This window comes from Endozoicomonas sp. ALD040 (genome assembly GCF_049275945.1).
In the GTDB taxonomy this organism is placed as follows: domain Bacteria; phylum Pseudomonadota; class Gammaproteobacteria; order Pseudomonadales; family Endozoicomonadaceae; genus Endozoicomonas_A.
This window is the reverse complement of the sequence record NZ_CP184829.1, coordinates 2,431,256-2,457,500: the sequence shown is the minus strand read 5'-3', so window position 1 is coordinate 2,457,500 and position 26,245 is coordinate 2,431,256. Positions and strand designations below refer to the sequence as shown.

The following is a 26,245-nucleotide window of genomic DNA, read 5'->3' as shown; positions in this document are numbered from 1 at the left end:
TTGGCTGGCTTGGAGCCGCCCTGGGCAGTATCACCTTTCAGGCCCGGATCGGTTTCAATGACTTCCAGTTCTACGAAATTAGGTGCGCTCACAGAAAGAGGAGATCCGTTGTAAAGGGTTACGGAGTATACTTCCTGCTCCTTGAGCCAATCGAGAGTATCCCCCACGGCTTCCTTGCTGGCAGCGTGCTGCTCGAAAGAACCGTCAGTCATCATGAAGTGCCAGAATTCACCGTCGGTGTAGAGGTACTCCATGTCATAGTCCATCACGTCTGCCGCTTCGATGCTTTCACCAGACTTGAAGGTACGCTCCCAGACACGGTTGCTCATCAGGTTGCGGAACTTGACGCGGTTAAAGGCCTGACCTTTACCCGGTTTTACAAACTCGTTTTCAATGATGACGCAGGGATCACCTTCCAGCATCACTTTGAGACCTGAACGAAATTCGTTGGTACTATAACTAGCCATCGGACACTACCAGCAAAATGAAAACCCCTATGATAACCCGTTACGAGGACGGTGTGCATACTGACAAGCTATCAACCCGTTTTATGCTTCCTGAAGAGCAACCAGACAACTGGAAAAAAGTGCTGGCTGATTCAGTCACCGACCCTGAAGTATTGCTCAACATTCTGAATCTTCCAGACACTTTGTTGCCGGGGGCCATCAAAAGCGACAAGTCTTTTCGTATGCGGATTCCACGTCCTTTTATAGATCGGATGACCCGGGGTGACCAGTACGATCCGCTGCTCAGACAGGTTCTGCCTCTGGGTGAAGAGTGTGAGGAAGTCAGTGGGTTCAGTCTCGACCCTCTGGCAGAACAGTCTCAGAACCCGACCGAGGGCATTATTCATAAATATCAGGGAAGACTGCTTCTGATTATCAGCGGAGCCTGTGCCATAAACTGCCGCTTCTGCTTTCGGCGACATTTCCCTTATGAGGACAACCGGCTGGGCGGAGACAACTGGATGCAGGCGATAGAATACATTCGCACTCAGAACAGTATTCATGAGGTCATATTAAGTGGCGGAGATCCACTGGCTACCACGGATAGTCGCCTTGCTCGTATGGTAGAGGCACTGTCCGATATACCCCATGTGAAAACGCTTCGAATTCATACCCGACTGCCTATTGTTATTCCCCAGAGAGTCACCAAAGAAATGCTTCATTGGTTTTGTAGCGGAAGGCTGAAACCCGTTATGGTGATTCACTGCAACCACGCCAATGAGATCGATGAACAGGTTGAACGAGCGCTGCAAAAGCTGAGACAAGCGGGTGCAATAGTATTGAACCAGACGGTGCTGCTTAAAGGCATCAATGATGACTCCGGATCACTGGCCGATCTGAGTCACACCCTGTTCAATGCCGGAGTTCTACCCTATTACCTGCATCTTCTGGACCGGGTTCAGGGTGCCGCCCACTTTGACGTAACGGAAGAAAGAGCCAAAGTGCTCGTTAAGGAGCTGATGCAGAAATGTCCGGGTTACCTGGTCCCCAGGCTGGTCAAAGAAGTAGCAGGAGAAGCCAGCAAAACCCCCATACCGGTTAATTAGCCTGTCTGTCACGCTGGATTCTTTAAGCCCGTGATCTTAATATAAGAAATGGTCCTAAAGGATTTTTAACAGGCAGACAATCAGGATGATTTCATGGACGCGCAGAACGAAAGGATTCCGCTGCAGCTCCCGTCTCAGAGCCTGAACACTTTATCGTTCAGCCAGACCGATGTGCACGGAGTTCATCAATGGCTCAGTGAGCTGCCTAAAATTGATAGATCTTTGTCGTTTAAATCAATAGGGCAGGCACTGGAAGAGCTGGCTCGCCTCAAAGTACAGCCTTCTCTTCAGTGGTCTCTGGTTGAGCAATTCAGACCCGTCGTTTATTTTCTGGTTCATCAGAGTCAGAATCAGGTTCTGAAAGATATCATCACTTTTAACGATGCTCAGCAGGTAGAATACGATAATTGTCTGAAACTGCTGCTCAGACTGCTGAGAGTCTACAAAGTGATTGTGCGCAGCAGCCAGAACCAGGAGGATGCTTCCAGCCCTCTGGGCGCCGCATTGCATCGCTCACTGACTGAAAGTGCCTCCATTCTGCTCTTTACCTGTGAGTATTATCGACCTGCTCCCGAGCGGGTGTGGCTGGAAATGCACACCCTGTACTTTACTGCCCGCACACAAAATCTGGACACTTTCAGCCTAGAGGATGCCATCACTACCAAGGCCAGAAAACTGTCTCTTTCAGATCTGTATAAGCGTGCATTGCTACTCAGTCGCTCCCGATCCAACCAGCTGAGACCTCAGGAAATCCGACAGATTTTCAAGGCCCTCTGTCTCTGGGCACCGCACAGCAAACTCGAGCCGGTTGAAAACAGCCGGTCGCACTTTGTGGTCAATCTGGATTCCGATGAAGGGCTGCTCTACAGCTCTCTATTGGAAGGAGAAAAAAATGATCACCTTATGGCTCTGGATTCCAGGCTGCTGACCGCGCACCTCAAAAAGCTGAGCGAATCGGTCTCGGAAGAAAAACCCGGAGCTCTGACAAAACGGGTCATTGATCATCTGGCAGCTGCATGGAGCCTTCCCGGGCAACGAAAACACCAACGTCAGACAAGCTCAGACAGCTGTGAAATCTGCTTTGGCTTCAGCGCTGTTCATTATTTCCTGCACGGCCAGCAGTCGTTTGATGAAATGGTTTCCAGACATATAGCCCATAACCAATCCGGTATGAGTAGCTTCTCTTCCAATGACAGTAGTGATGCCTGGTCCGAAGCCCATGACACCCATACGGATGAAGATACAAAGATGTCCACGAGCACTTCATCCATTCAATTTACCCGCTCAGGCAATCAGGGCTCTCTCTATCCCGTCTATGATTGCTCGATCATCAATACCTGCGCAGGGGGTTACTGCCTGAGCACCAGTGGTGATCTTGAACGCCAACTGCGAACCGGGGAGCTTCTGGCCGTCAGGGAAACCGGCCAGAAAAACTGGTTACTGGCCGCAGTCCGTTGGGTTCAGGTGAATAATCAAAAAGATCTGCTCATAGGTTTGGAACTTCTGTCTGCCTCAACAAAACCCTGTGCGCTTACGCCTCTGAAAAAAAACATGGACACCAGTCACTATCAGAGAGCTTTCCTTCTACCGGTCATGCCAGCCGTGAATGATATGCCCACCCTGATAACGCCCAGGGTCTCATTCAAAAGTGGACTGAAATTCACTCTGCTTCAGGGAGACAAAATCCGAAAAGGTCAACTGCTGGAATGCATCTCCAGTTCACCAGGCTATAGACAGTTCAAATTTCGGCTGCTGGAAGATCAGTACTGATCGCTTCTATACTTTCTTCGATTCAACCCTGAAGATCGAAGCAGGGGCAATAAAGTGTTCAGCAACCATTGTTTGCAATATGTACTGCCATTCATCTTCCTTCTGACAGGCTGTAGCACCACTCAGGAGGTCATGGATTCCTGGCACGGCCACCACGTAGAAGAAGCCATCAGTAACTGGGGAGCCCCCAGTTCCATGCTGGAACTGAAGAATGGTAATAAAGTTTATAGCTGGGTCTCTAACTGGGGCTCAGCCTACCTGATGAGCACTTGTCGACAGTCGTTTACTACTTCTTCCAAAGGCGTCATTCAAAACTGGCGATACACCGGTTGCCCGTACTGGCAATCGATATCGATGGATAAAATTAAAAAGATGTCGTCTGAGTGAGTAAACGACGAAAGCGTTTACGCAAAGAGAACGCAAAACTGATACCAAGTCTATTTACTCTATATCCCGAGTCTGATCGCAGAATAGCGTTGGCAATTCCCTGTAGTTCTCGCGAATGCTGAGCATAAGGCGAAAATCATTAGCGCATTCCCACTACATGAGCTGGCAACGAAACCCTACTGCACTGTATAAGAGCCAATTTTATCAAGCTTTTCCGCTGCGCTGATATGAAAGATGACTTCCTGCAGACACAGTGGGGGGGGGTCGAAAACGATACACATTGTCGCGGTAATAGCTGTACCTATTCTGTTGGCCAAACGAGCGCAATCTGAATTACCTTTGTATTTACAACCCGATCTGTCACAAAAAATAGTTCTTTTTGCATTTTGATTTACGTAAACAATCCCGTAAACTTTTCAATTGAAAACTAAAGTGGGTTTGTTTTACCTGAGGGAAGTGATGCGTATTGGCTATGCAAAGGTCAGTACAGAGGGCCAAGAGACTGCATCTCAGATGGATGCACTTATCCTGGCGAACTGCGACCGCATCTATCAAGAAAGCATAAAGGGCAAGTCAAAACAGCGACCAGAGCTGAGTAGAATGCTTGATAGCCTTCGCGATGGCGATGTCGTCATTGTACAGCGCCTGGATCGCCTTGGGCACAGCCTCAAAGATTTGATCAAGCTGCTGGATGACTTCAATCAGCGCGGAGTTAACTTCATTTCTCTGACGGAAAATATCGATACAACAATGGCAACTGGCGAGCTTGCGTTTCACATAATTGATGCCATCGCCCAGTTCGAACGACGTCTGATTTCAGAGCGCGCGAAAGCCGGGTTAAGCGCGGCTCGTGCGCGAGGCAGAAAAGGTGGTCGCAAAGCGAAACTTAGTGCCTCTGACGTCAAGAAAGCACACGCCATGTTGTTAGATCCGAACATGACCAAAGCAGAAGTGGCAGCGCATTTTGGGGTTAGTCGGCCAACCCTTAATAAAGCTCTGGAGAGTCAGGCTAGTTAGCTACGAGGTAGACTTCGTTGAACAAGAAGGAATTGCTCCAATTTTATAAGGAACTCTATTTTCATGAGCTGGAACGAAAGGATCGCATAACCGGCCAAGCTCAAGTGCGCTTCGCATTCATTGCAACAGGCGTAGCGCTATCGGCTTACATGCTGAGGATGCTGGACTTTTCGGAGTCAGCCCATCTCGTTTGGCTTTTTGTGGGTTGCCTTGGTTTAGCACTAGTTCCGTTTTGTTACTCAGTGTGGATCTTATGTAGAGCTTTCTGGGGTAATAAGTATGATTATTTGCCACTTCTGACCGATGTTGAGTCCTATCGCCAAGATCTGGAGCGCCACTATTCCGAGACAAGCGAGAACGGGTCGATTGAAAGTGACATGCTGGACTACTTACTGGTTAGCTTTGCGAAAATATCATCGAAGAACAGTCAGGTTAATGAGGAGCGCCTCAGCAAGATGCACTGTTTCTACAAGTGGTCGTTGCCTTCGGTAGGCTTTTTTATTGTGGCAAGTACGCTGTTCATCGCTGCAGACCTTGACGCGTCATCACCCAGGAAGCCAATTGTCGTTCACCAAATTTCGACACCTGTCGCCGAGCTAGCATCGCCGACTAAAATGGAGCCAGGCAAACCAGGAGCAAATGAGGGATGACCAAAAAAAATAATGAAGAAGAGTCAACAGCTCCTAAAGTATCGAGCTTGCCTCGTCGCCCTCAACCGCCCAAGCCTCGAACCGTTTTGGAGCTCAGCCACGGGAATACTTTCTCTCGCTACTCATATTTTTATACAACTCTCAACAAGCAGTCAGCACCTCAAGCACCGGAAAGCTACTGGCCTGACAAAAGTGCTGAGTCACAACAGGAAAAGCTCAATGAAGCAGATACTTGCCGTAAGTTCGTGACACCTAAACTTGTCGAAGCAGGCTGGGATAATGCTCCTCACCAAATAAGGGAACAGTTCCAACTTACCGACGGGCGCATTACCGTTAGAGGCGATAAAACCTTTCGTGGAGAGCAGTATCGGGCTGATTACCTGCTGAATTACAACCGGGACTACCCTGTCGCGGTGGTTGAAGCGAAGCCGGAATCAGCACCTGTTGGCAAAGGTATGCAGCAGGCTAAGGCTTATGCTGAAATTCTGGGTCTCAAATTTGCCTACGCCACTAACGGCCATGAGATTTTAGAGTTTGATTTCCTGACTGGGGTTGAACAAGTCATCAACAAATACCCAACGCCTGAGGAGTTAATTGCTCGTCTTACAGGCGGTGAAGGCTTAGACAAGGAATCATTCGATAGGCTCTTAACGTCCTACCATCACGCACCCGGAGGATTCTCACCAAGATACTATCAGCAGCTCGCTATCAACCGAACTGTGCTTTCTATCTTGCAGGGAAAGAAGCGTAATTTGATCACAATGGCCACTGGTACCGGAAAAACGATGGTCGCTTTTCAAATATGCTGGAAGTTATGGCACTCACGGTGGAACACTTCAGGTGAGTACCGCAAGCCAAGGATCTTATTCCTGGCTGATCGAAATGTGCTTATTGATGACCCAAAAGATAAGACTTTTTCCCCATTCGGCGATGCTCGACACAAGATCGAAGGCGGTAAGATCACGAAAAGTCGTGAGATGTACTTCGCGATTTATCAATCCATCGCTAAGGATAAGAATCGGCCTGGTTTGTACAGGGAGTTTTCTCCTGACTTCTTTGACTTGATCATCGTCGACGAGTGCCATCGCGGCAGTGCCAGAGATGATAGTAACTGGAGAGACATCCTTGAGTACTTTGAGCCTGCTTATCAGGTCGGAATGACAGCAACACCGCTTCGTAAGGACAACCGGGATACATATAAGTACTTTGAAAACCCACTCTACACCTACAGCCTTGCACAAGGCATTGAAGATGGCTTTCTTGCGCCATACCGAGTTCATCGCGTTATTACTCAGGTAGATGCTACGGGCTGGAGGCCTACTAAGGGTGAGCTGGATCGCTACGGTCGTGAAATCCCGGATGAGGAGTATGGTACGAAAGACTTTGAGCGCAAAGTTGTCCTCAAGGCACGGACTGAGACAATTGCGAAACATATCACCGACTTTCTGAAACGAACCGATAGGTTTGCAAAGACTATCGTTTTCTGTGTAGACCAATCTCACGCCGACGAAATGCGCCGGGCTCTGAATAACCTGAACAGCGATTTAGTCAAAAAATTTCCGGACTACGTTGCCCGTGTGACGTCAGATGAGAAGAAAATAGGTAAAGGGCACCTCAGTCGATTCCAGGAACTGGAAACGAGGACACCGGTTATATTAACGACTTCGCAATTATTGACTACTGGCGTGGATGCTCCGACATGCAAAAATGTAGTTTTAGTTCGGGTTGTTAACTCTATGAGTGAGTTCAAGCAGATCATAGGGCGAGGAACCCGTTTACGCGAAGATTACGGCAAGCTCTGGTTCAGCATTCTGGATTATACAGGATCAGCTACTCAGAACTTTGCCGACCCGACCTTTGATGGTTTCCCTGACATTGAAGATGACACCATAATTGACGAAGACGGTAACGAGCTGCCTCAAGAAGGTGATGATTTACCAGGCGAAAGTGACGGTAGTGAAGGTGAGGGTGAAACACCACCAGAAGGACAAGATACTGGCTCTGTAGGATGTGTCTCTGAGCCTGAACCAGCACGTTACTATGTTGATGGTGGCAGTGTAAGCATTTCTACCCATGTCGTTTATGAGTTTGATGGAAGTGGTAAACAGCTAAATGCAGTCCAGTTTACCGACTACACGGCAGAAAGCGTGAGAACCCTGTTTTCTTCGCCAGACGAGCTTCGTGATAGCTGGGCTGACCCGGTTAAACGCGAAGACGTTATCAAGTCGCTGGCTGACAAGGGCATAGATTTCCGACATGTGAGCGAGGAAGTAGGTAAGCCGGATGCAGATCCCTTTGACTTGCTTTGTCATCTAGCGTTCGATGCCCCACTGAGAACCAGACGCGAGCGTGCTGAATATCTGCGCAAGTCGAACCCCGACTTCTTTGACCGATACGGCCCTCAGGCCAGAGAAGTGCTTGAGGCACTCTTGAACAAGTACCGAGAACACGGACCAACACAATTCAACCTCGCAGAAGTAGTTGACGTACCACCCATTTCCGATTTCGGCAATTTGATAGAAATTGCGGGTCGATTTGGTGGGCCGAGAGAGATGAAAAGTGCGGTAGAGCAGATGCAATCTCTGCTCTACCACTCATAAAAATACTGGTAGTAATTGATGGCTAAAAAGAAGGCTGAAAAGCCAATGACAACAGCCCAACAGCTGGGTTCTATTGTGAAAAGTGCGCGTCAGATCATGCGCAAGGATAAAGGCCTTAACGGTGATCTCGACAGATTGCCGGTGCTTACCTGGGTAATGTTCCTCAAGTTCCTTGACGACTTGGAAAACCTCAGAGAGACGAAAGCGCTGGTCGAAGGTAAAGAGTTCAAAGCAGCCATTGATGCGCCTTACCGTTGGCGTGATTGGGCAGCAAAAGAAGGCGGGATCACCGGTGATGAACTCATCTCCTTCGTTAACAATGACATCTCCGTTAGACCGGATGGTACAGAGGGTGGGGGTCTGTTCGCTTACTTAAAAGAACTTCAGGGTGAAAACGGCCAGATGGATCGCCGTGATGTGATTGCAACAGTGTTCAGCGGCTTACATAACAGGATGCTTAACGGCTACCTGTTACGTGATGTGATTGATAAGGTCAATGGTATTCATTTCAATTCATCTGAGGAAATGCACACACTTAGTCGTCTGTATGAAACCATGTTGCGAGAAATGCGTGATGCAGCAGGTGACTCTGGTGAGTTCTATACACCACGGCCAGTGGTTCGTTTCATGGTCGAAGTTACCAAGCCGCAGTTAGGCGAGAGCGTGCTCGACCCTGCCTGTGGTACCGGTGGGTTTCTGGTTGAAGCACTGTCTTATCTGGAAGGCCAGTGCACAACAGTGGAAGATCGCGCGATGCTGCAAGGTTCAAGCCTGTTTGGTGGCGAACCAAAACCTCTCCCCTATCTGCTTGTCCAGATGAACCTGTTGTTACACGGTATGGAATACCCTCAGATTGACTCAGGTAACAGCCTTCGCTTCCCACTGCGTGAGATCGGTGACAAAGACCGCGTTGACGTGATCCTGACCAACCCGCCGTTTGGTGGCGAGGAAGAGAAAGGGATATTGGGGAACTTTCCAGATGATATGAAAACGGCGGAAACGGCGCTTTTGTTTTTGCAACTTATTATGCGCAAGCTAAAAAGGCCGGGGCAAGGTTCAGATTCTGGCGGTCGGGCTGCGGTTGTTGTACCTAATGGCACACTGTTTAGTGATGGCATTGGTGCACGGATTAAAGAAGAGCTGCTCAAGAACTTCAACTTACATACAGTTGTTCGTCTACCTGAAGGTGTTTTTGCCCCGTATACTGACATTCCTGCCAATTTACTGTTCTTTGATAGAAGTGGTCCAACAGGAGATATTTGGTATTACGAGTTACCAGCTCCTCCGGGGCGTAAGAAATACAGTAAAACGAAGCCTATGGAATTTGATGAGTTTACCCCATGTGCAGAGTGGTGGAATCAGCGTGAAGAGCACACTAACGCATGGCTGGTGAGAGCTGCCGATGTGCTTAAGTATGACAAATCTGGAAAGTTGATTTCAGCTAACTTGGATATTAAAAACCCTAATAGTCTGGAGGTGTTAGAGCACCGTTCACCGTTAGATCTAGTGAAGAGCATGCTGTCCAAGGAGCGACGAATTATCGAAATTATGGAAGAGCTTCACTTGGTGATGGAAAAAGGTGTCAATTGATGTGGATTAATAAGCCTATTCCACTTGGGGAAGTAATTGAGCATCGCAAAGAGTTTGTTACTATTAGCGATGAACAACGCTACAAGCGCTGTCGTGTACAAGTTCGGGCGAGAGGTGTTGTATTACGGGATGAGGTTGATGGATCGTCAATTCGAACTAAAAGTCAACAGGTATGTAGAACTGGTGAGCTTTTGGTAGCTGAAATCGATGCTAAAGTTGGCGGGTTTGGCATGGTTCCTCCCGAGTTGGAAGGTGCTATCGTAAGTAGCCATTATTTCCTTTACTCAATTAACGCATCCATGCTTGATGAGAGTTATCTCGGTTACTATGTAAAAGCACATCAATTTCGTGAGCAAGTTGAAGCAAAGGGTACGACTAATTATGCAGCAATAAGACCTAAGAATGTTTTGGAGTATACCATTCCACTTCCAAGTCTTGATCGACAACGCCAAATTGTTGCAAAAATAGACGATGTAGTTGGTAAGATCTGTGAAGTAACAACCTTAAGAGAAGAGGTTAGAAAAGAGATTGATAACCTGCCTGTAGCAATGGCACATAGGGCAGATCTCAGTGACTCAGAAAAGCATAAGCAAGGCTGGAGTCCTGTTCTTTTGAGCGATGTGCTTAAAAAAGTATCTACCCCTATAGAAGTAGAGCCAGATGGCGAATATCCTCACTTCGGCATTTACAGCTTTGTTAAAGGTTTGTTCAAGAAAGCACCATTGCTAGGTGACGAAATAAAGGCTAAAAAACTTTATCAAGTGAAAAAAGGGCAGTTTATATACGGTCGACTAAATGCTTATGAAGGAGCTTTTGCAATTATAAACGACGACTATGACGGTCATCATGTTTCAAATGAGTTTCCGACTTTTGAGTGTGATTTGGAGCGCGTTTTACCAGAGTATCTACTGGCTTATTTCTCTACTCCAGTTGTTTGGGAAACACTAAAAAGAAAAGTCACAGGTATCGGTGGCGGAGCTGGAAATCGCCGTATTCGGTTAAAAGAAAGCGACTTGTTGTCCGAAGAGATATGGTTACCGCCTATTGAATGGCAACATAAAATTAGATCTACAATGGATAACCTGTCACCCGCCAAAAACATTCATAAATCAAGTGAAGTTGAACTTGATGCTCTGCTTCCTGCGATCCTAGATAAAGCCTTTAGGGGAGAGCTAGTTTAATGACCATGCCTGCTCCCACTTTGGAATACGACGTCACTTCCCCGCCGGTCACTGCCCATGGAGTTTCCTATAGCAATCAACAGCTTGACCAGATACTGGCCGGGCCAGTAAAGGCAATTTTGCAGGATGCTGCCGGGCAGGAAGAACTCACAGGCTTGCTAGCAGGCGTTGTAACCACAGATTTTGAGCAGAGCGAATTGGCTGAAGTGCTTGCTGAAGAGCACGAGTTTAAAGATTGGTTAGTTGGCGAGGCTATCGCCGAGGCATTTGTCGCAGATCGTGGCAAATGCGAGTACCCTTGGCCAACATCTCGTGACCTCAAAAATTCCAATGCAAGCCCTGCGGGTTGTGACCTGACCGGGCTTCAAAGGCTTGATGATCAAGAACTGCCTTACCGATTTAGCTTTGGTGAGGTTAAGACATCCTACGATCCAAATTCGCCGCCAAGTGTCATGACGAGCCTTGGTAAACAGCTCTTTGGTTTACGTGATGACAAGGCCGTTAAGAATGACTTGGTCAAGTACCTCGGGCGACACGCTATAGGCAAACCTTGGCTTAGCAAGTATCAGAGCGCAGCGAGGCGTTACTTTAGATCAAGTGGAACCGATATAGCTGTATATGGTGTATTGGTGCGTGATACTGCGCCCAGCGAAGCTGACATCCGTGGAAGAGCACGGGCTCTTGCAGAGAATTGCCCAGAAGCAACAGATATTGAGCTACACGCCGTTCATATTCCTACCGGTGAAATCAAAAACTTGCCAACACGCGCGCTGTCAGCAATGAATGATGAGGGGGGAGCATGACCTTATCATTTGAGCAACTGCAATCAGCGGATAACCACTGGGCTGTAAAAGCAATTGATCCTGCGACTCGCAAAAACGCTTTTGATGCAGCAAAAGACGGCTTGGTACATAGTGCATTGGGTAGCTTGTTAACGGGTACGCATATTGAAGTTGATTATGCTTCCATAGAGCAAGTTGCATCGGCTTATGAACTGGCAGCGATTGAAGGTATTGCAACATTACTGAGCCCTTCGTCTGCTGAGCAACAAACAAAAGATCTGGCCATTGCAGGTGCGAATAAAGCCTTTGGGCTGATTCGAGCATTGCCAATACCTGAAGACACAGATCAGCGAGTGTTCCATGTACTGCACATGGCAGGATTAGCCTACGCCGGTGATCGCTGGACAGACTTAAGACGCTGGTTTGAAGAACATGAAAAAGAGCTAAAGGTTCCTTCTGTTGCGGATGCTGCCTGGAACAAACGTGTAGTTTACCGTTTGTTTGATGCCTGGGTCCGCTTGCTACGCAAACGCTCCTGGGACGATTTAGATCAAATCGCAGAAATCATTGTAGGCCTTCGTCATGATCAGGCCAGCCACGAAAAAGCCTTCCTGGATCAGGCTCAAGGTACCTCCAGACAGAGTGAGGCTATTCGTTTGGTCTCTCTGTATCACTGGGCGAAAGCGACTGAGCGCCTTGCAACATACATGCTGCAAGGGGAACCTTTGGCAATTGAATCAGAGCTTGATCAGCACTTTGAGGCCGCACTTAAAGCCGCTCAAATATCCTGTGATACAAAGTTAGAAATGTTGCTGCTTTGGCTGCATGTCTCTAGCCGAAAAATGGTTGAAGGTTCGGTTTGGTGGGTTGCTCATAGCGTTAACTCCAGAGTGACCCGGTTTGTTGAACATGTCACTCGCCATAAGAGCATGTTTGAGTTGTTACCGCCGCAGAGAGCTGCGCTGCAAGAGCAAAACCTGCTTGATCCAGCGAGTCGCGCAATTGTGATCGACATGCCTACATCTGGCGGCAAGACGCAGCTGGCGCAATTCAGGATGCTTCAGGCACTTAATCAATTTGCTGACGATGGTGGCTGGATCGCATATGTTGCGCCGACCAGAGCACTTGTCTCACAGATCACCAGAAGATTACGTTCTGACTTTGGATCACTCGGTATCAAGGTCGAGCAACTTACCGGGGCGATTGAAGTTGATGCGTTTGAAGATGCCCTTTTAGGCGAACAAGAAGCCTTCCAGGTGTTAGTCGCAACGCCGGAGAAGTTGCAGCTTGTTATGCGTAACAAGAAGGTTCAGCGACCATTAGCATTGTTAGTAATGGACGAGGCGCACAACATAGAAGACAAGGAACGTGGTCTGCGCATTGAACTACTGTTGGCAACCATTAAACAGGAGGCTTCAAAAGCAAACTTCTTATTGCTGATGCCATATGTACCAAATGCCAGTGAGCTAGCGCAGTGGCTTGGCTCAGGCCGAGGCAAGAGCATCAGCCTCAGCACGTCTGCCTGGCAACCAAACGACAGAATTGTTGGTCTGTTTGATGCCGAAAAAGCTGAGAATGGAAAGCGTGGAGATTGGAAATTAACCTTTGAAACATTAACAACTTCTCAACGAACCATTCATCTGCATGGCAAGCATGATGTGGATGGCATTCGACCAATTAGTTCATTGAGCATGAGTAAAGTCGGCATAAATAGTCTGGCAGGTGCTATGGCTAAAGTGTTTTCCAAGCGTGGCACCAGCATTGCTGTAACGCAAAATATTCCATCAGCATGGAGTGTGGCCAGACTGATTGCCGAGGAGCTGGAGCCTCTGGTCAGAATTCCGGAAGAGATTGAACTGGTGCAGCGCTTCTTGAGTACTGAGATCAGCCCAGATTTTGAACTCATAGGAATGCTGAAAAAAGGGGTTGTAGTACATCATGCTGGCCTGCCAGCTGAAGCTCTGGCTCTTATTGAGTGGCTTACAGAAGAAGGCCATATCAAGGTAATGTGTGCGACGACAACGGTTGCACAAGGTTTGAACTTTCCAGTCTCATCCGTATTCCTGGCGAGCCCGAAACACCCTTACGGGATAAAAATGTCGTCTCGTGAGTTTTGGAACCTTGCTGGCCGAGCAGGACGGATTGGCCATGATAGCGTTGGCGTGGTTGGCATTGCAGCGGGAACCAACCCTAATGAAATCAGACAGTTTGTTAGTGATGCTACCGGTGAGCTTCTATCTCGCCTGGTAAGTATGCTCGAAGAGATAGATACTGCCGGTGAGCTACATGCTCTTATCGCTGTCATTCACCAGGAACAGTGGGCTGATTTTCGTAGCTATATTGCACATCTGTGGAACGAGAAGAAAAACCTTGATGAGGTCATTGCTGAGGCCGAGCAACTACTGCGCAATACCTATGGGTTCAGCTCGTTACGGGCAAAGTCAGATTCACACTCTCAGCAGCAGGCAAACGCTTTGCTGGAAGCGACAAGGGGATACGTTAGACAGATTGCAAAACATCCTGAGAACGCAGCGCTGGCTGATTCAACCGGCTTTTCACCGGAAGGTGTGCGAACTGCGTTGTTAGAACTCAAGAACCTTGAGAACAAGCTAACCGCAGAAGACTGGAAACCAAGTAGCCTCTTCGGAAGCCAAAAGGGGCGTTCGACCTTATCAGATCTAATGGGAGTCATGATGCGGGTTCCGCAACTCCAGAAGAGTCTTACTGAGCTCGGTGGCGATGGTTTAGGGCATCAACGGCTTGCTGATATCACTCAGGCGTGGGTTGATGGCTCTTCCCTTGAAGATATTGCCAACCAATTCTTCGATGAGGGCGATCTGACTAGCAACCTATCTAAAGCTTGCAAAGCGGTATATAGGGATCTCGCGAACAATGGGGCTTGGGGCTTGTCTGCCCTGAGTAAGATGCCAACGGCTGGTATCGACTTTGATAACCTGTCAGACGATGAGCTGAGAACCTTGAATAACCTCCCAGCGATGCTTTATCACGGCGTCAAATCTGAAGAAGGTGTTTTGATGCGGATGAACTCTGTTCCCCGCAGTATCGCTGAAAATTTGGGTGCAGACTTTAAACGACAGCATCAAGATACTGATACTGCAACTGCACCAACTCTTGCCGCTGGCTACGTCAGTGCTTTGAGCTCTGAAGATTGGTCGAGGCTTCGTCCTGAAGGTGCTTCAATGTCTGGGGATGATTACCGTAAAGTCTGGAAGCAGTTGTCAGGAACATAATTCACCTGAAAAACAGTATCCACAAGCGGCCATCACATACTTTTGCACTTAAAGTATGGTTAATGTCACCAATCAAACGGGATACTGACTCATTAAATCTAATACTTTGGTACAAGAAAAATTCAGGATTTATAAAAAAAGCCCTTTTTTCAGGACTTTTAGGATGTTTTCTAACAGTGTGTGACACTATAGTGAAATCATTCGATATTCTGAATCTGCTCCCGCATCTGCTCAATCAACACCTTAAGATTAACGGCACTTTGTGTCAGACCTGCGTTGATGGATTTTGAGGACAGCGTATTGGCTTCCCGGTTGAGTTCCTGCATCAGGAAGTCAAGTCGGCGCCCGATAGCTCCTTTCTTGCCCAGGGTGTGTTTAACTTCAGAAACATGGGTCGACAAACGATCCAGCTCTTCATCAACGTCCATTTTCTGAGCCAGAAACACTAATTCCTGTTCCAGTCGATCCGGGTCCAGTTCAGCCTTGGCTTCTTTCAGACGATCCATGATTTTTTGTCTTTGGGACTCCAGCAAATCAGGGAGAACAGAACGCACGCTCTCTACTTCTTCGGTCACGCCTTGCAGCCTTAAACGGATGAACTTCTCCAACTCGCCCCCTTCTCTGCGACGGAAATCCGACAGCTGTATCAGAGCCTCTTCAAAGGCTTTGATAACCGCCGCATGAACCGGAGCCATATTGGTCTCTTCATTGTCCATAATGCCGGGCCATTGCAAGACCTCCAGAGGATTTACGCCGGAAGCATTGATGAAGTAGGTTTCAACTTTGTTGACCACTGACTGCAGAGCTTCCAGGGCCGATTCATTGACGTTCATCTGCTGCTGACCTTCTGCCAGTTGCAGCTTTAATGAACATTCGACCTTACCCCTGTGCAGATGCTTTCTCAATGCTTCTCGCAATGCAGGTTCTACTTCCCTGACAGCTTCTGGCAGACGAAAATGAGGCTCCAGGTAGCGATGATTGACTGAACGAATTTCCCACACCAGACTGCCCCAGCCCTCCTGGACCTGAGTGCGGGCAAATGCCGTCATACTGGAAGTCATAAGTATCCCTGCTAAAAGAACCGTCAGCCACATCGGCTGAGCATAAATTACTGCACTGAAAAGCAACCGCCCCGAGTGCCGCCTTTGAAGATGTCGGAATCCTGATCAACCCGGATCAGGAAGCAGAACGGGAACCACCCAATCTTTTTCAGAGCGAAAGTTTGTGGTCCGGTGTTGCAGGATACATCAACAGCAAGCAGTATCAAGCCTCGATCAACTTCCGGCCATTAATGGTTATTTTATGGCAAACATAGAGCCCAACGTCGGCGTTGGTTATAATTCCGCTTTTAATATTCCCGGCGGTAGAAGGTAAGACAATGCGGCGTCCTAGTGGAAGAACTGCGGATCAGTTACGCAACATCAAAATCACTCGTGAGTACACCATGCACGCTGAAGGATCAGTGCTGGTTGAGTTTGGCAACACCAAAGTGATCTGCACAGCGTCTGTCGACAGGTCAGTCCCCCGATTTCTGAAAGGCTCCGGACAAGGCTGGGTGACCGCCGAATACGGTATGCTGCCCCGATCAACCACAGATCGCATGGGCCGCGAAGCCGCCAGAGGCAAGCAGGGTGGCCGCACTCTGGAAATTCAGCGTCTCATTGGCCGCTCACTGCGTGCTGCTGTTGACCTGAAAAAACTGGGCGAGAATTCCATCACCATCGACTGTGATGTTATCCAGGCAGACGGTGGTACCCGTACAGCCTCTATTACCGGTGCCTGCGTGGCTCTTGTTGATGCGATCCGCCATATGCAAAGGAAAAAGATCATCAAGAATGATCCATTCCTTCAGTTGATTGCTTCTGTTTCTGTAGGTATTTACAAAGGCAGCCCGGTTCTTGATCTGGATTATCCGGAAGACTCCAACGCTGAAACCGATATGAACGTTGTCATGACAGAAGAGGGTGGTTTCATTGAAATTCAGGGTACCGCTGAAGCAGCACCGTTCAGTCAAAACGAGATGACAGCCATGTTAGCTCTGGCTAAAGCAGGCATTAATGACCTGATTAACCTGCAGAAAGAGGCTCTGGCAGAATAAACCGCTTGATCCAGACCGCCTGCCGGTCTGGCATAACCCGATGGGACGAAAGGATATTGATAACCGACAGCCTGGCAGCTATCTGTTAAATGCGAGACAGTCTGCGAGAATGCAAAAATCCTGTCGAATCACAAAAGAGCACATCGAAAGGGCAAGACCTTTTGATGTGAACCGGGATGATTTCCCAAGCCCTGCGACTGACATCTGCCCTTTCATGAGTGAAGACACAAAAAACACACTTATTTTCTTGATCTATCCTTCCTCTCTGTAAACCAGAAGGCAAAGATAGAACTATTAAACACTTACTCTTTTTGGCACTGCTGTTACTGACGTTGTCTGCCATCTGCCAGGCTAAACCCTTGACAAAACACTTTGTTATCGAGCTTGAACGGAATGCAGATTTTTCAAACCAGAACTTTTTGATAAAGCTTGACCGACGAACATTGTCAGGCAACCCGTCTGAGATTGCCGACACAAACGGCTATACAGAACCCGATTCACAGACTGATAACAAACGACACAAACCTGACAGTTACTGGATAAAAAAAACCTCCCAGTGCCCAACCCCTTATTCATGGCTGCTTCTGGAAGCGGTTATCACTGTCGGCTGGCTTTTAAAAAACTATTGGAACCCCGACTCATCGCTGTTTAACCCAATTGAAGGACAGGAGACGGGTCAAAATCCCCCGTTTGCGATCACCACTATGATGCCTGGCACTGAACAGGACCAACCACAATATCAGTCATCACAATCACCGGGCCAGAATACCTCACAGGCCACTACTCATATTACATGCTATTACAGCGGCCTACTGTATTCTGACACTGGCGGCGGTAATGAAGACCCTGGACAATCCCTCCATACTTTGGGTTTAAATTGTTTTGTCTATCCCTGTGACGACGTTTGTCGATTCCGACAATCTTCCGACCCATCCAATAGTGTAAACGGAGTCGCCTCAAACTCAATGGTTTCAGAGACAGCTGATACAACTCCCCCTGTCGGACAGGCAGCCTGCAACGTGATCCTGATGGGAGATGATGGCCAGCTGCGGCAATGCGGGAAGGTCTTCAAGAATGAAAGAGTACTTATTTCTCACAAAAGCAAATACCACACCGGGCAAAAAACCTGCGACTTAACTTTAGTCGGTGAGGATGGTCAGCTTGGGCCATGCGGAATGGTCTGCCAGAATGCTAAAGCCCTGTCGAACCACAAAACCCAATATCACACCACGCAAAAAATCTGTGGCGTAAGAGTCGTCGGAGAACTTGGCCAGCTTCGGCCATGCGGAACGGTCTGCCAGAATGCACAAGTCCTGTCGAATCACAAAAGATACGCCCACACCAGGCAACAAATCTGTGGTGCAACCGTTACCGGGGAAGATGGCCAGCAGCGACTGTGCGGGAAGATCTACAAGCATAAGCTAGCCCTGTCGTATCACAAAACCAAATACCACACCGGGCAAAAAACCTGTGACGTAATACTAGTCAGCGAGGATGGCCCGTCAAGGCCGTGCGGAATGGTCTGCCAGAATGCTAAAGCTCTGTCGAATCACAAAAGAACCCACACCAGACAAAAAACCTGTAACCTGACAGTAATCGGGGAGGATCGCCAGCCACGGCCATGCGGATGGGTCGGTCAGAATGCTAAAGCCCTTTCGAATCACAAAAGAATTCATCGAAAACGCAAGCCTGTTGATGCGAACCAGGATAATGACCTCATCCCTTGAACTGATACCCGCCCTTTGATGAGAAAGTCAAAAAAACACACTTATTTTCTTGATCTATCCTTCCTCTCTGTAGATCAGGAGGCAAGGATAGAATTATTAAACACCCACTCTTTGCGACACTGCTGTTACTGTCATTGTCAGGCAACCCGTCTGACATTATCGACACAAACTGCTATTAAGAAGGTACAGATCAGCTCTCCAGTTCCCAGTCAAAATCGATGATGACCGGCGCGTGGCTGGAGAAAGCCTGGTTTTTGTAGATGCCGCCATTCAGGACACTGTGACGCATCCCGGCCGTAATGATCTGATAATCAATACGCATGCCCAGATTATCGTGACGCAGAAACTCATCCTGCCACCAGCTGTATTTGCCAGACTCACGATCCACTTCACGATAAGCATCAAAGAAGCCCATATCACCCAGCAGACCTTCCATCCAGCCACGTTCAGCAGGCTGAAAACCTGAAACTTCTTCAGAATCGCGCCAGTTGGCCACATCAATCTTGCGATGAGCAATGTTCCAGGTACCCGCCATAATGAATTCACGGCGCTTGCGACGCTGTTTGTTCAGATGATGGGAGTAATTGTCCAGAAAGCGATACTTGAAGTTCTGGCTGGCAGCATCATGACCTTCAGGCACATGCATGCTGGCAATACTGATCTTGTCAAAGTCAGCCTGAATATAACGCCCTGTTTCGTCCGCCTCGGAAAAACCAAGCCCGCTGATAATAGCTTTGGGCGCCTGACGTGTATAAATGGCTACACCGCCACAATCTTTCCTGTCATAACCACCGTGTGCATAACAGAAATATCCATTGAGCTGATACTGGTCTTCTTCCATTGCAAACTCATCTTCTCGAATGTCCTGCAAACAGATGACATCGGCATCCTGGTCCATCAACCAGCCAAGCAGACCTTTTTCACGCGCGTTTTTTATGCCTTCGCAATTAAAGCTGATAACTCTCATTATTGACTACACCTTACCTGAACCAGACCTGGCCCGGCATAAAGCAAACTACCTGATTGAACTGTCGACCTGAGTCAACAGTCATTAAAACAGGCTTAATCCTGCATCTGCCTCAGGCCAATGAGGGTGTTGCAAAAGCAGCGACAAAGCTGAGACAGGGAAAAAAGTGGCAAAAAGCGAAGTTTACAAGGAGTAAATGAGCATTTTGAATCACCTTTTAACGCAGTATCAGTCAGGCACAGCACCTTTGCGACGGCCTCCAATGACTTGGGAATCGACTCATAACCTGAATAGTCACAGGTCTCTCTCCATAACCAGAGCATTGCTTCCCGGATCCGGGACCAGCCTTATACAGCCCTGATTAAACCCTGGAAATGACTTAATAGTTAAAAGTGCTGCATTTCCAAGGTAAAAGTTCAACTACACAGAGTACAGGAAAAGAGGGAATTTTAACTGAAGAATGATACAGGGTTGTCGCCGATATGTTTATCCGCATAAATGCTGCAACAGCTTCTCAAAATATCAGAGCAGTGCACTGTCGTCAGGCATCAAAACATCACTTTGGCTTTTTTTCATTTAAAGACACTACTTTCGAGAATAGCTGCACCCATGGATAGTTGGCAAAGGTATTTTCAAAATTGAGGGTTCCCATACAGTTTACTGACCTTCTTACTCAAGGCTAAACACAGAATTACAAACTCACTGTCGTAAGAATAGCGTTCAGCATTTCCGATCCAATTTATGGGGTTTTATAAAAGCCTCCTACAGGTTGACGGTTCGTCCTGCTGCAAGCGGCGCCAGTGACCCAAACTTTATTTGACCGGAATCATGTAAATCGCTTCAGAGCCTGCATGAGAAGAATTTTCGCGGTAAAATAAAGCTACCTTTTTTCGAATAAGCACTTGATAGATCATGCTCGATTATCAGAGAGAATTTCTAGACTTCGCCCTGCAAGAACAGGTGATTCGCTTCGGTGAGTTTACCCTCAAATCTGGCAGAAAATCGCCCTACTTCTTTAATGCCGGCCTTTTCAACACTGGCGAAGCCATCAGCAAAATGGGGCAGTTCTATGCTCACGCCCTGGTCAATTCTGGTATTGAGTACGATATTCTTTTTGGTCCGGCCTACAAGGGCATCCCTCTGGCCACTACCACTGCAGTTGCATTATCTGAGCATCACGACCTCAATACGCCCCTGTGTTTCAACCGCAAGGAAGTTAAAGAACACGGCGAGGGAGGCAATATCGTCGGAGCCCCCCTTGAAGGTCGTGTCATTATTGTGGATGACGTGATCACAGCAGGTACTGCTGTTCGTGAAGTTATGGAAATTATTGATCAGAGCCCTGCCAGTCCGGCGGGAGTCATGGTTGCTCTGGACCGTCAGGAAAAAGGCAAGGGCGAACTGTCAGCCATCCAGGAAGTTGAGAGAGATTTTTCCATCCCTGTGGTCAGCATTGTCACACTGAATGACCTTTTGTCGTACGCCGAAGAGAATAAAGATATAAAGATGCATGCCCCTGCCATCAGGGAATACAGGGAACGTTACGGAGTCTCATAACAATCTCTGGCATCAGAAATAAGCGGCTCTCTTCGATCATGTCGGCCTGTTTCGCTGCTCTGACAGTCTCTTGCGCCAGTCTAAACGCAGACGGCTGTCAAAGCAGCAAGGGCGATCACTGAGTCGCCCACTGACACATCGTGCTTATCTGAAGACGACGGTTGCAAGCACTTCCCATTGTGCGAGCCACTGCTCAGTTGGCTTCCGTTTGAACTCACTGCGCACGTACTGACAAATACGTCCTTCAGCAATGGAGAGCAACATATTAGCCATAGCACCCGGAGTAGCTTGAGGTCTCAGCCCCTCACTTAATTCAGCACCTCTCAGGACCTGCTTGATCTGGGTTTCCAACCGGTCAAACAGTTTGAAGACTCTCTGTCTAAGGCGATCAGGCTCTCCAGCCAGAGCATCGCCTGTGAGAATACGAGTCAAACCAGGGTTTTTCTCACAGAAACCCAGCAGAAGTTGCAGCATCATGCCGCAGCGCCGCAAAGCCTGCTGCTCTTCTTCCATTATCAAATTAACCCTTGAGAACAGAGTATCTTCTATGAACTCTATCAGTCCTTCAAACATCTTGGCCTTGCTGGGAAAGTGGCGGTAAAGCGCTGCTTCAGACACCCCCACTTCTCTGGCCAGAGACGAGGTAGTAATCCTCTCCCCGGGGGCATTTTCCAGCATATGAGCCAGTGCCTGCAGAATTTGATCCTTTCGGGAAAACTTTCTGGTTTTATCCATTACTTCTCGACACACTCTTACTATGTCCGTGAAAAAATTTTCAGCCTCCAAACAGCCTTGAGCCGAAAATGCCGCTGACCTCTGACTGTAAATATCACTGTCTCTTTTCTCAGAGGCTGTTCACGCATGACCGCCAGTAATCAGGGTACCCACACCCTGATCGGTCAGAAGTTCCAGTAGCAGGGCATGGGGAACTCTTCCATCAATGATATGAGCCCGGTTTACCCCATTACTGACTGCACTCAGGGCACACTGGATTTTTGGCAGCATACCGCCATAAATCGTGCCATCAGCAATCAGCTTCTCAACTTGCACGGAATCCAGTCCGGTCAACAATTCACCTTCTTTACTGAGTAGCCCCGGAGTATTGGTCAGCAATAACAACTTTTCCGCATTCAGAGCTTCTGCAAGATGACCCGCTACCAGATCGGCATTGATATTATAAGACAGACCCGAATCATCACCACCGATAGGTGCAACTACAGGAATGAAGTCCGAGTTCTGTAGCATCTCAACAATACCGGTATCGATGGACTCCACTTCACCCACATGGCCAATATCTATGATTTCCGGTGCAGACATTTCCGGTGTCTTATGAGTCACTTGCAGACGACGTGCCCGGATGAAGCGACCATCCTTACCTGTGACACCCACTGCACGACCACCGTTGTTATTTATCAGCGTGACTATTTCCTTGTTGACCAAACCACCGAGCACCATCTGGACAACATCCATGGTACTGGAGTCTGTCACTCTCATTCCCTGCACGAAGCGGGTTTCCAGATTCAGGCGTTTCAGCATGGACCCAATTTGAGGGCCGCCCCCATGAACAACAACAGGATTGATGCCCACAGCTTTCAGCATGACGACACCCTGGGCGAAGGCATTTTTAAGCTCTTCACTCTCCATAGCGTTGCCACCGTACTTGATGACTATGGTTTTACCTGCAAAACGCTGTAAATAAGGCAGAGCCTCTGTGAGCACCCGGGCCCGATCATGCAATGGCAGTTGGGTTGCTTTATCCATCAATACTCCTCACAAAACACAATCAGCCGAAAAAATACCAGAGCAAAAGTTCGACTCTTTATGACACTTCCGGCTCAGGCACTGGCTCGCATTGCCGACACTGATTTATCGAGTTCCAGAATGACCAAAGCCACCGACACCGCGATCAGTTTCATCAAAGCTGTTAACAATATCCAGTTTGGCCTGAACCACCGGCACTAGCACCAGCTGAGCAATGCGCTCACCGGGCTCGATGGTGAAAGTCGAACGACTCCGGTTCCAACAGGAAACCATCAGCTGCCCCTGATAATCAGAGTCAATCAAGCCCACCAGATTACCCAGAACAATACCGTGCTTATGTCCCAGCCCGGAACGAGGCAGGATCATGGCAGCCAGAGCAGCGTCTTCAATATGAATGGCCATACCGGTAGGCAGCAGCTCGGTCTGCCCCGGCTCCAGTGTTAACGGCTTTTCCAGCATAGCTCTGAGATCAATCCCTGCAGAGCCATCCGTTGCATAGGCTGGCAAAGGGAATTCAGAACCCAGTCGTGTATCAAGAATTCGGGTTTTCAGTGCTTTCATTGGTCACCTGACGTGTTTTTGTATTCTCTTTCCCATTTACCAAAACGACGCGCGACAATTTTCAGAATCTTTCTGGACAGAACGGTCTTGGAAGCTCTTGGTATGGGCTCTTCAAAATCTTCACCCAGAATGGTCACTTCATTATTGTCACTACTGAAACCTATTTCATCATCTGACACGTCGTTGGCAACAATCAGGTTCAGTTTCTTGCGACGCAGTTTATCTATTGCATAACCCAGAACATTTCGGGTTTCTGCCGCAAACCCGATAACAAAAGGAGGTTCTTCCAGATCGGCCACCGATGCAACGATATCCGGATTCTTGACCAACCTGATCTCCAGCGTTTCAGAAGGATCGTCAGGGTTCTTCTTGATCTTGTCTTTCTCGATTTCAACAGGACGATAATCACAGACCGCTGCACAGCCAATAAAGATATCAACCCCTTCGATGTTATCCAGAACAACCTGTTGCATATCTCTGGCACTGATGACATCAATGCGCTCAACCCGGTCGGGTGTTTCCAGGGCAACCGGGCCACTGACCAGTTTGACCGATGCACCGGCTTCCACGGCTGCGGCCGCCAGAGAGTATGCCATTTTTCCAGAGCTGTAGTTGGAAATAAACCGCACCGGGTCCAGAGCTTCCCGGGTAGGTCCGGCGGTAATCAGAACATTCAGGCCACTCAATACATCATGTTCAAACATTTCAGCGGTATGCCGGGCAATCAGTTCGGGGTCCAGCATTCGGCCCGGACCAATATCACCACAGGCCTGACTGCCATCGTCAGGCCCGAAGATGCTAACGCTGCGCTCTTTTAACAGTTCTATATTCTGCTGTGTGCTCTGGTCACGCCACATGCCCTGATTCATGGCAGGTGCCAGACAGATAGGCGCACTGGTTGCCAGACACAGTGTAGTCAGCAGGTCATCGGCCTGACCGCTTGTGAGTCGGGCAATGAAGTCGGCTGTGGCCGGAGCCACCAGCACTACGTCAGCCCAGCGGGCCAGTTCAATATGACCCATTCCGGCTTCAGCCCTGGCATCCAGCAGATCCAGGTGGACCGGATTGAGGGAAAGGGCCTGAAGCGTCAGAGGCGTGATGAATTCACAGGCAGCTTTGGTCATGACCACCCGGACATCCGCATCCCATTTGCGAAGCATGCGAATCAGCTCAGCACTCTTATAGGCAGCAATGCCACCTGTTACACCGAGCAAGATCCGTTTATTTCTTAAACGTTGCATAGTAGGCCTATGTTCGATAAATAAAGGGGATTTCTCAATTCCTTTAAACCTTTGGGTCTATTTTCGGGCTATTTTAATTTATAAGGCAGGCATTAGATAGATGACCTTGATCAGTCATTGTCTGCCAGATTCTTCTGGACTCATCTTTAGACTTTGAAGGCATCCATTTTGCGTAAACTTCATTGATCATTTTTGTGTTCTTGTGGCCAAGCTGAGTCGCCAGCGGTAACTTTCAAGCCTGTTTGAAGCAGACATGTTTTTTACCGGAAGTGACTCCCTGGTTATCGAACTATGCGATCAAGCTGACCATCTTCCCTCTGTCGCCTAACGACGACCAGGTAGACAGCACCAGTCAGTTTCTCAAGTGGACCCATGAGAACCATGAGAACCATGAGAACCATGACCCGCTTATGCTTTGCTGCCAGTGGAAAAAAACGTTTGGGAGCTGAAGCCTTGGGCGACAACAGAATCAATTCCAGAACATTAAAGGTATGCCCTATCCGAAGTAGCATAAGATTCTGCATTTATGAAATTTGATCTGGACGAACATGACACTGGCCACTATAAGTAGTGCACAAATCTGAAAGTAGCACTTAATAATAAATTCAGAGACTGTGAAGTAGATGCATTCCTTAAGAAATTTTTTAATGCTTGTTCTCTTGATTCAAATCAAAATGGTGTAGCTGTTTATGCGCTGGTTTATTTTTTTAGTTTTCAACTTTAGTTTAACAATCAGTACAGGATACGCTGACGTATGTCCAATTTGTCTGCATGAAATTAACAGTAGTCAGCAAAGTACCAGCCTTTGCTGCGGACATGATTTTCATAAGGATTGTATAGATACATTACGATCAACTCATCAGGATCTATTATGCCCGGTTTGTAGGCGGCGAGCACGAGTACATCATGGTGCAAGTTCAGCAGATCATAAAACTTGTATTGAGCAAGAACCTCTGTCACAGGCACTTACCAGACCAGAGTCTCAGGCATCAATGATTGTTGCACTACAAAGGGGTCCGGCAAGTCCGAAATTTTTAGTTTTTGCAGCTCCATTCGTAAAATCACAAGAACATTACCCAGCAAGAGACGATATCAGCAGAGAATTATACCAAAAATTATCTACTTTGTTTTTTCAGCGTTTATCAGAGTTAAGCGAAGACGATCATTCGAAATTTGAAAAAGGTCTTGAAGAGCTCACGGATTTTCTAAATGAGCCAACAGAGACTCAGATTGAGCCAAAGACGGAAACACAATAACAGCTGGTTTTATTGAGAGTATGCTGCCTGATTAAGTCGAGCCGCCAAAGGTGGTGTCGGGTGAGCGTCAGCGAGTCCGAGACAATGCTGTTATTATGTTGCATTCGCACTGAGTTAAAAGCGATGTGCTTAGAGACGTACACTGGCAGAGTGTTACTGGAATTCTTAGATAAACATGTAAATGGGAACCCGTTTTTTTACATGAAATTGGGCTGGATGAAGGATGAGCCCAGATCTTTTTGGGGACAGAAATTTAATAACCCTGCTCACTTGCACGGAAGACTGACCAGACTCGAT

22 protein-coding genes (1 of these 22 only partly in view) are annotated in these 26,245 nt (G+C 48.0%); 14 read left to right on the top strand and 8 right to left on the bottom strand.

The features are described from left to right. Positions 1-467, bottom strand: the 5' portion of a protein-coding gene (gene efp / locus ACOJUN_RS08475; protein WP_252177617.1) for an elongation factor P. The gene continues 103 nt to the left of window position 1, outside the view; only the first 467 of its 570 coding nucleotides appear in the window; the start codon lies at positions 465-467; the stop codon falls past the left edge of the window. 29 nt (positions 468-496) lie between these two features. On the opposite strand from efp, the gene epmB reads away from it, so the two are divergent. The 10 genes from epmB to ACOJUN_RS08425 all read left to right on the top strand — a co-directional run bounded on the left by epmB (position 497) and on the right by ACOJUN_RS08425 (position 14,780). Further along, positions 497-1,552: an EF-P beta-lysylation protein EpmB gene (gene epmB, locus ACOJUN_RS08470; protein ID WP_422136214.1), complete on the top strand. Its 1,056-nt coding sequence runs from the start codon at positions 497-499 to the stop codon at positions 1,550-1,552. A gap of 93 nt (positions 1,553-1,645) precedes the next feature. Beyond that, positions 1,646-3,322: a hypothetical protein gene (locus ACOJUN_RS08465; protein WP_422136213.1), complete on the top strand. Its 1,677-nt coding sequence runs from the start codon at positions 1,646-1,648 to the stop codon at positions 3,320-3,322. Between the two features lie 132 nt (positions 3,323-3,454). Beyond that, positions 3,455-3,709: a hypothetical protein gene (locus ACOJUN_RS08460; protein ID WP_317144109.1), complete on the top strand. Its 255-nt coding sequence runs from the start codon at positions 3,455-3,457 to the stop codon at positions 3,707-3,709. A gap of 459 nt (positions 3,710-4,168) precedes the next feature. Beyond that, on the top strand, positions 4,169-4,726 hold the full coding sequence (locus ACOJUN_RS08455) for a recombinase family protein (RefSeq protein ID WP_422137056.1): 558 nt from the start codon (positions 4,169-4,171) through the stop codon (positions 4,724-4,726). Positions 4,727-4,743: 17 nt separating this feature from the next. After that, positions 4,744-5,376, top strand: a complete 633-nt coding sequence (locus ACOJUN_RS08450) for a hypothetical protein (protein WP_422136212.1) — start codon at positions 4,744-4,746, stop codon at positions 5,374-5,376. Then, positions 5,373-7,976, top strand: coding sequence for an EcoAI/FtnUII family type I restriction enzme subunit R (gene hsdR, locus ACOJUN_RS08445; RefSeq protein WP_422136211.1), 2,604 nt, complete (start codon positions 5,373-5,375; stop codon positions 7,974-7,976). The genes ACOJUN_RS08450 and hsdR overlap by 4 nt, the downstream gene beginning before the upstream one ends. A gap of 18 nt (positions 7,977-7,994) precedes the next feature. Then, the gene (locus ACOJUN_RS08440; RefSeq protein ID WP_422136210.1) at positions 7,995-9,566 is read left to right on the top strand and encodes an N-6 DNA methylase; all 1,572 of its coding nucleotides are present in this window, start codon (positions 7,995-7,997) and stop codon (positions 9,564-9,566) included. Further along, positions 9,566-10,747, top strand: a complete 1,182-nt coding sequence (locus ACOJUN_RS08435; protein ID WP_422136209.1) for a restriction endonuclease subunit S — start codon at positions 9,566-9,568, stop codon at positions 10,745-10,747. Before ACOJUN_RS08440 ends, ACOJUN_RS08435 begins: the two co-directional genes overlap by 1 nt. Continuing rightward, complete coding sequence (locus ACOJUN_RS08430) at positions 10,747-11,550, top strand: hypothetical protein (protein WP_422136208.1); 804 nt, start codon at positions 10,747-10,749, stop codon at positions 11,548-11,550. The genes ACOJUN_RS08435 and ACOJUN_RS08430 overlap by 1 nt, the downstream gene beginning before the upstream one ends. Then, positions 11,547-14,780, top strand: a complete 3,234-nt coding sequence (locus tag ACOJUN_RS08425; protein WP_422136207.1) for a DEAD/DEAH box helicase — start codon at positions 11,547-11,549, stop codon at positions 14,778-14,780. The genes ACOJUN_RS08430 and ACOJUN_RS08425 overlap by 4 nt, the downstream gene beginning before the upstream one ends. Positions 14,781-14,977: 197 nt before the next feature. Here ACOJUN_RS08425 and ACOJUN_RS08420 read toward each other — a convergent pair whose 3' ends face one another. Then, on the bottom strand, positions 14,978-15,841 hold the full coding sequence (locus ACOJUN_RS08420) for a YicC/YloC family endoribonuclease (RefSeq protein WP_422136206.1): 864 nt from the start codon (positions 15,839-15,841) through the stop codon (positions 14,978-14,980). A gap of 317 nt (positions 15,842-16,158) precedes the next feature. On the opposite strand from ACOJUN_RS08420, the gene rph reads away from it, so the two are divergent. Further along, the gene (gene rph / locus ACOJUN_RS08415; RefSeq protein ID WP_422136205.1) at positions 16,159-16,878 is read left to right on the top strand and encodes a ribonuclease PH; all 720 of its coding nucleotides are present in this window, start codon (positions 16,159-16,161) and stop codon (positions 16,876-16,878) included. A 311-nt stretch (positions 16,879-17,189) separates the two neighbouring features. Further along, positions 17,190-18,605: a hypothetical protein gene (locus ACOJUN_RS08410; RefSeq protein ID WP_422136204.1), complete on the top strand. Its 1,416-nt coding sequence runs from the start codon at positions 17,190-17,192 to the stop codon at positions 18,603-18,605. A 190-nt stretch (positions 18,606-18,795) separates the two neighbouring features. Here ACOJUN_RS08410 and ACOJUN_RS08405 read toward each other — a convergent pair whose 3' ends face one another. Continuing rightward, a complete protein-coding gene (locus ACOJUN_RS08405) occupies positions 18,796-19,572 on the bottom strand; it encodes an exodeoxyribonuclease III (protein WP_422136203.1) in 777 nt (258 codons plus the stop codon). A gap of 912 nt (positions 19,573-20,484) precedes the next feature. Here ACOJUN_RS08405 and pyrE point away from each other — a divergent pair. Next, entirely contained in the window at positions 20,485-21,129 is a 645-nt protein-coding gene (gene pyrE / locus ACOJUN_RS08400; protein ID WP_422136202.1) for an orotate phosphoribosyltransferase, read from the top strand. Between the two features lie 144 nt (positions 21,130-21,273). Here the strand turns inward: pyrE and slmA are convergent, their stop codons facing one another. The 5 genes from slmA to ACOJUN_RS08375 form a co-directional block, all read right to left on the bottom strand. Continuing rightward, complete coding sequence (gene slmA, locus ACOJUN_RS08395; protein WP_422136201.1) at positions 21,274-21,864, bottom strand: nucleoid occlusion factor SlmA; 591 nt, start codon at positions 21,862-21,864, stop codon at positions 21,274-21,276. Positions 21,865-21,984: 120 nt separating this feature from the next. Beyond that, a complete protein-coding gene (argB, locus tag ACOJUN_RS08390) occupies positions 21,985-22,890 on the bottom strand; it encodes an acetylglutamate kinase (RefSeq protein ID WP_422136200.1) in 906 nt (301 codons plus the stop codon). Between the two features lie 105 nt (positions 22,891-22,995). Then, positions 22,996-23,451: a dUTP diphosphatase gene (gene dut / locus ACOJUN_RS08385; RefSeq protein ID WP_422136199.1), complete on the bottom strand. Its 456-nt coding sequence runs from the start codon at positions 23,449-23,451 to the stop codon at positions 22,996-22,998. Then, the gene (coaBC, locus tag ACOJUN_RS08380; RefSeq protein WP_422136198.1) at positions 23,448-24,692 is read right to left on the bottom strand and encodes a bifunctional phosphopantothenoylcysteine decarboxylase/phosphopantothenate--cysteine ligase CoaBC; all 1,245 of its coding nucleotides are present in this window, start codon (positions 24,690-24,692) and stop codon (positions 23,448-23,450) included. Before coaBC ends, dut begins: the two co-directional genes overlap by 4 nt. A 281-nt stretch (positions 24,693-24,973) precedes the next feature. Beyond that, the gene (locus ACOJUN_RS08375) at positions 24,974-25,204 is read right to left on the bottom strand and encodes a hypothetical protein (protein WP_422136197.1); all 231 of its coding nucleotides are present in this window, start codon (positions 25,202-25,204) and stop codon (positions 24,974-24,976) included. 177 nt (positions 25,205-25,381) lie between these two features. Here ACOJUN_RS08375 and ACOJUN_RS08370 point away from each other — a divergent pair, with 177 nt between their 5' ends. Beyond that, a complete protein-coding gene (locus ACOJUN_RS08370) occupies positions 25,382-25,948 on the top strand; it encodes an RING finger protein (protein WP_422136196.1) in 567 nt (188 codons plus the stop codon). Positions 25,949-26,245 lie beyond the last annotated feature (297 nt).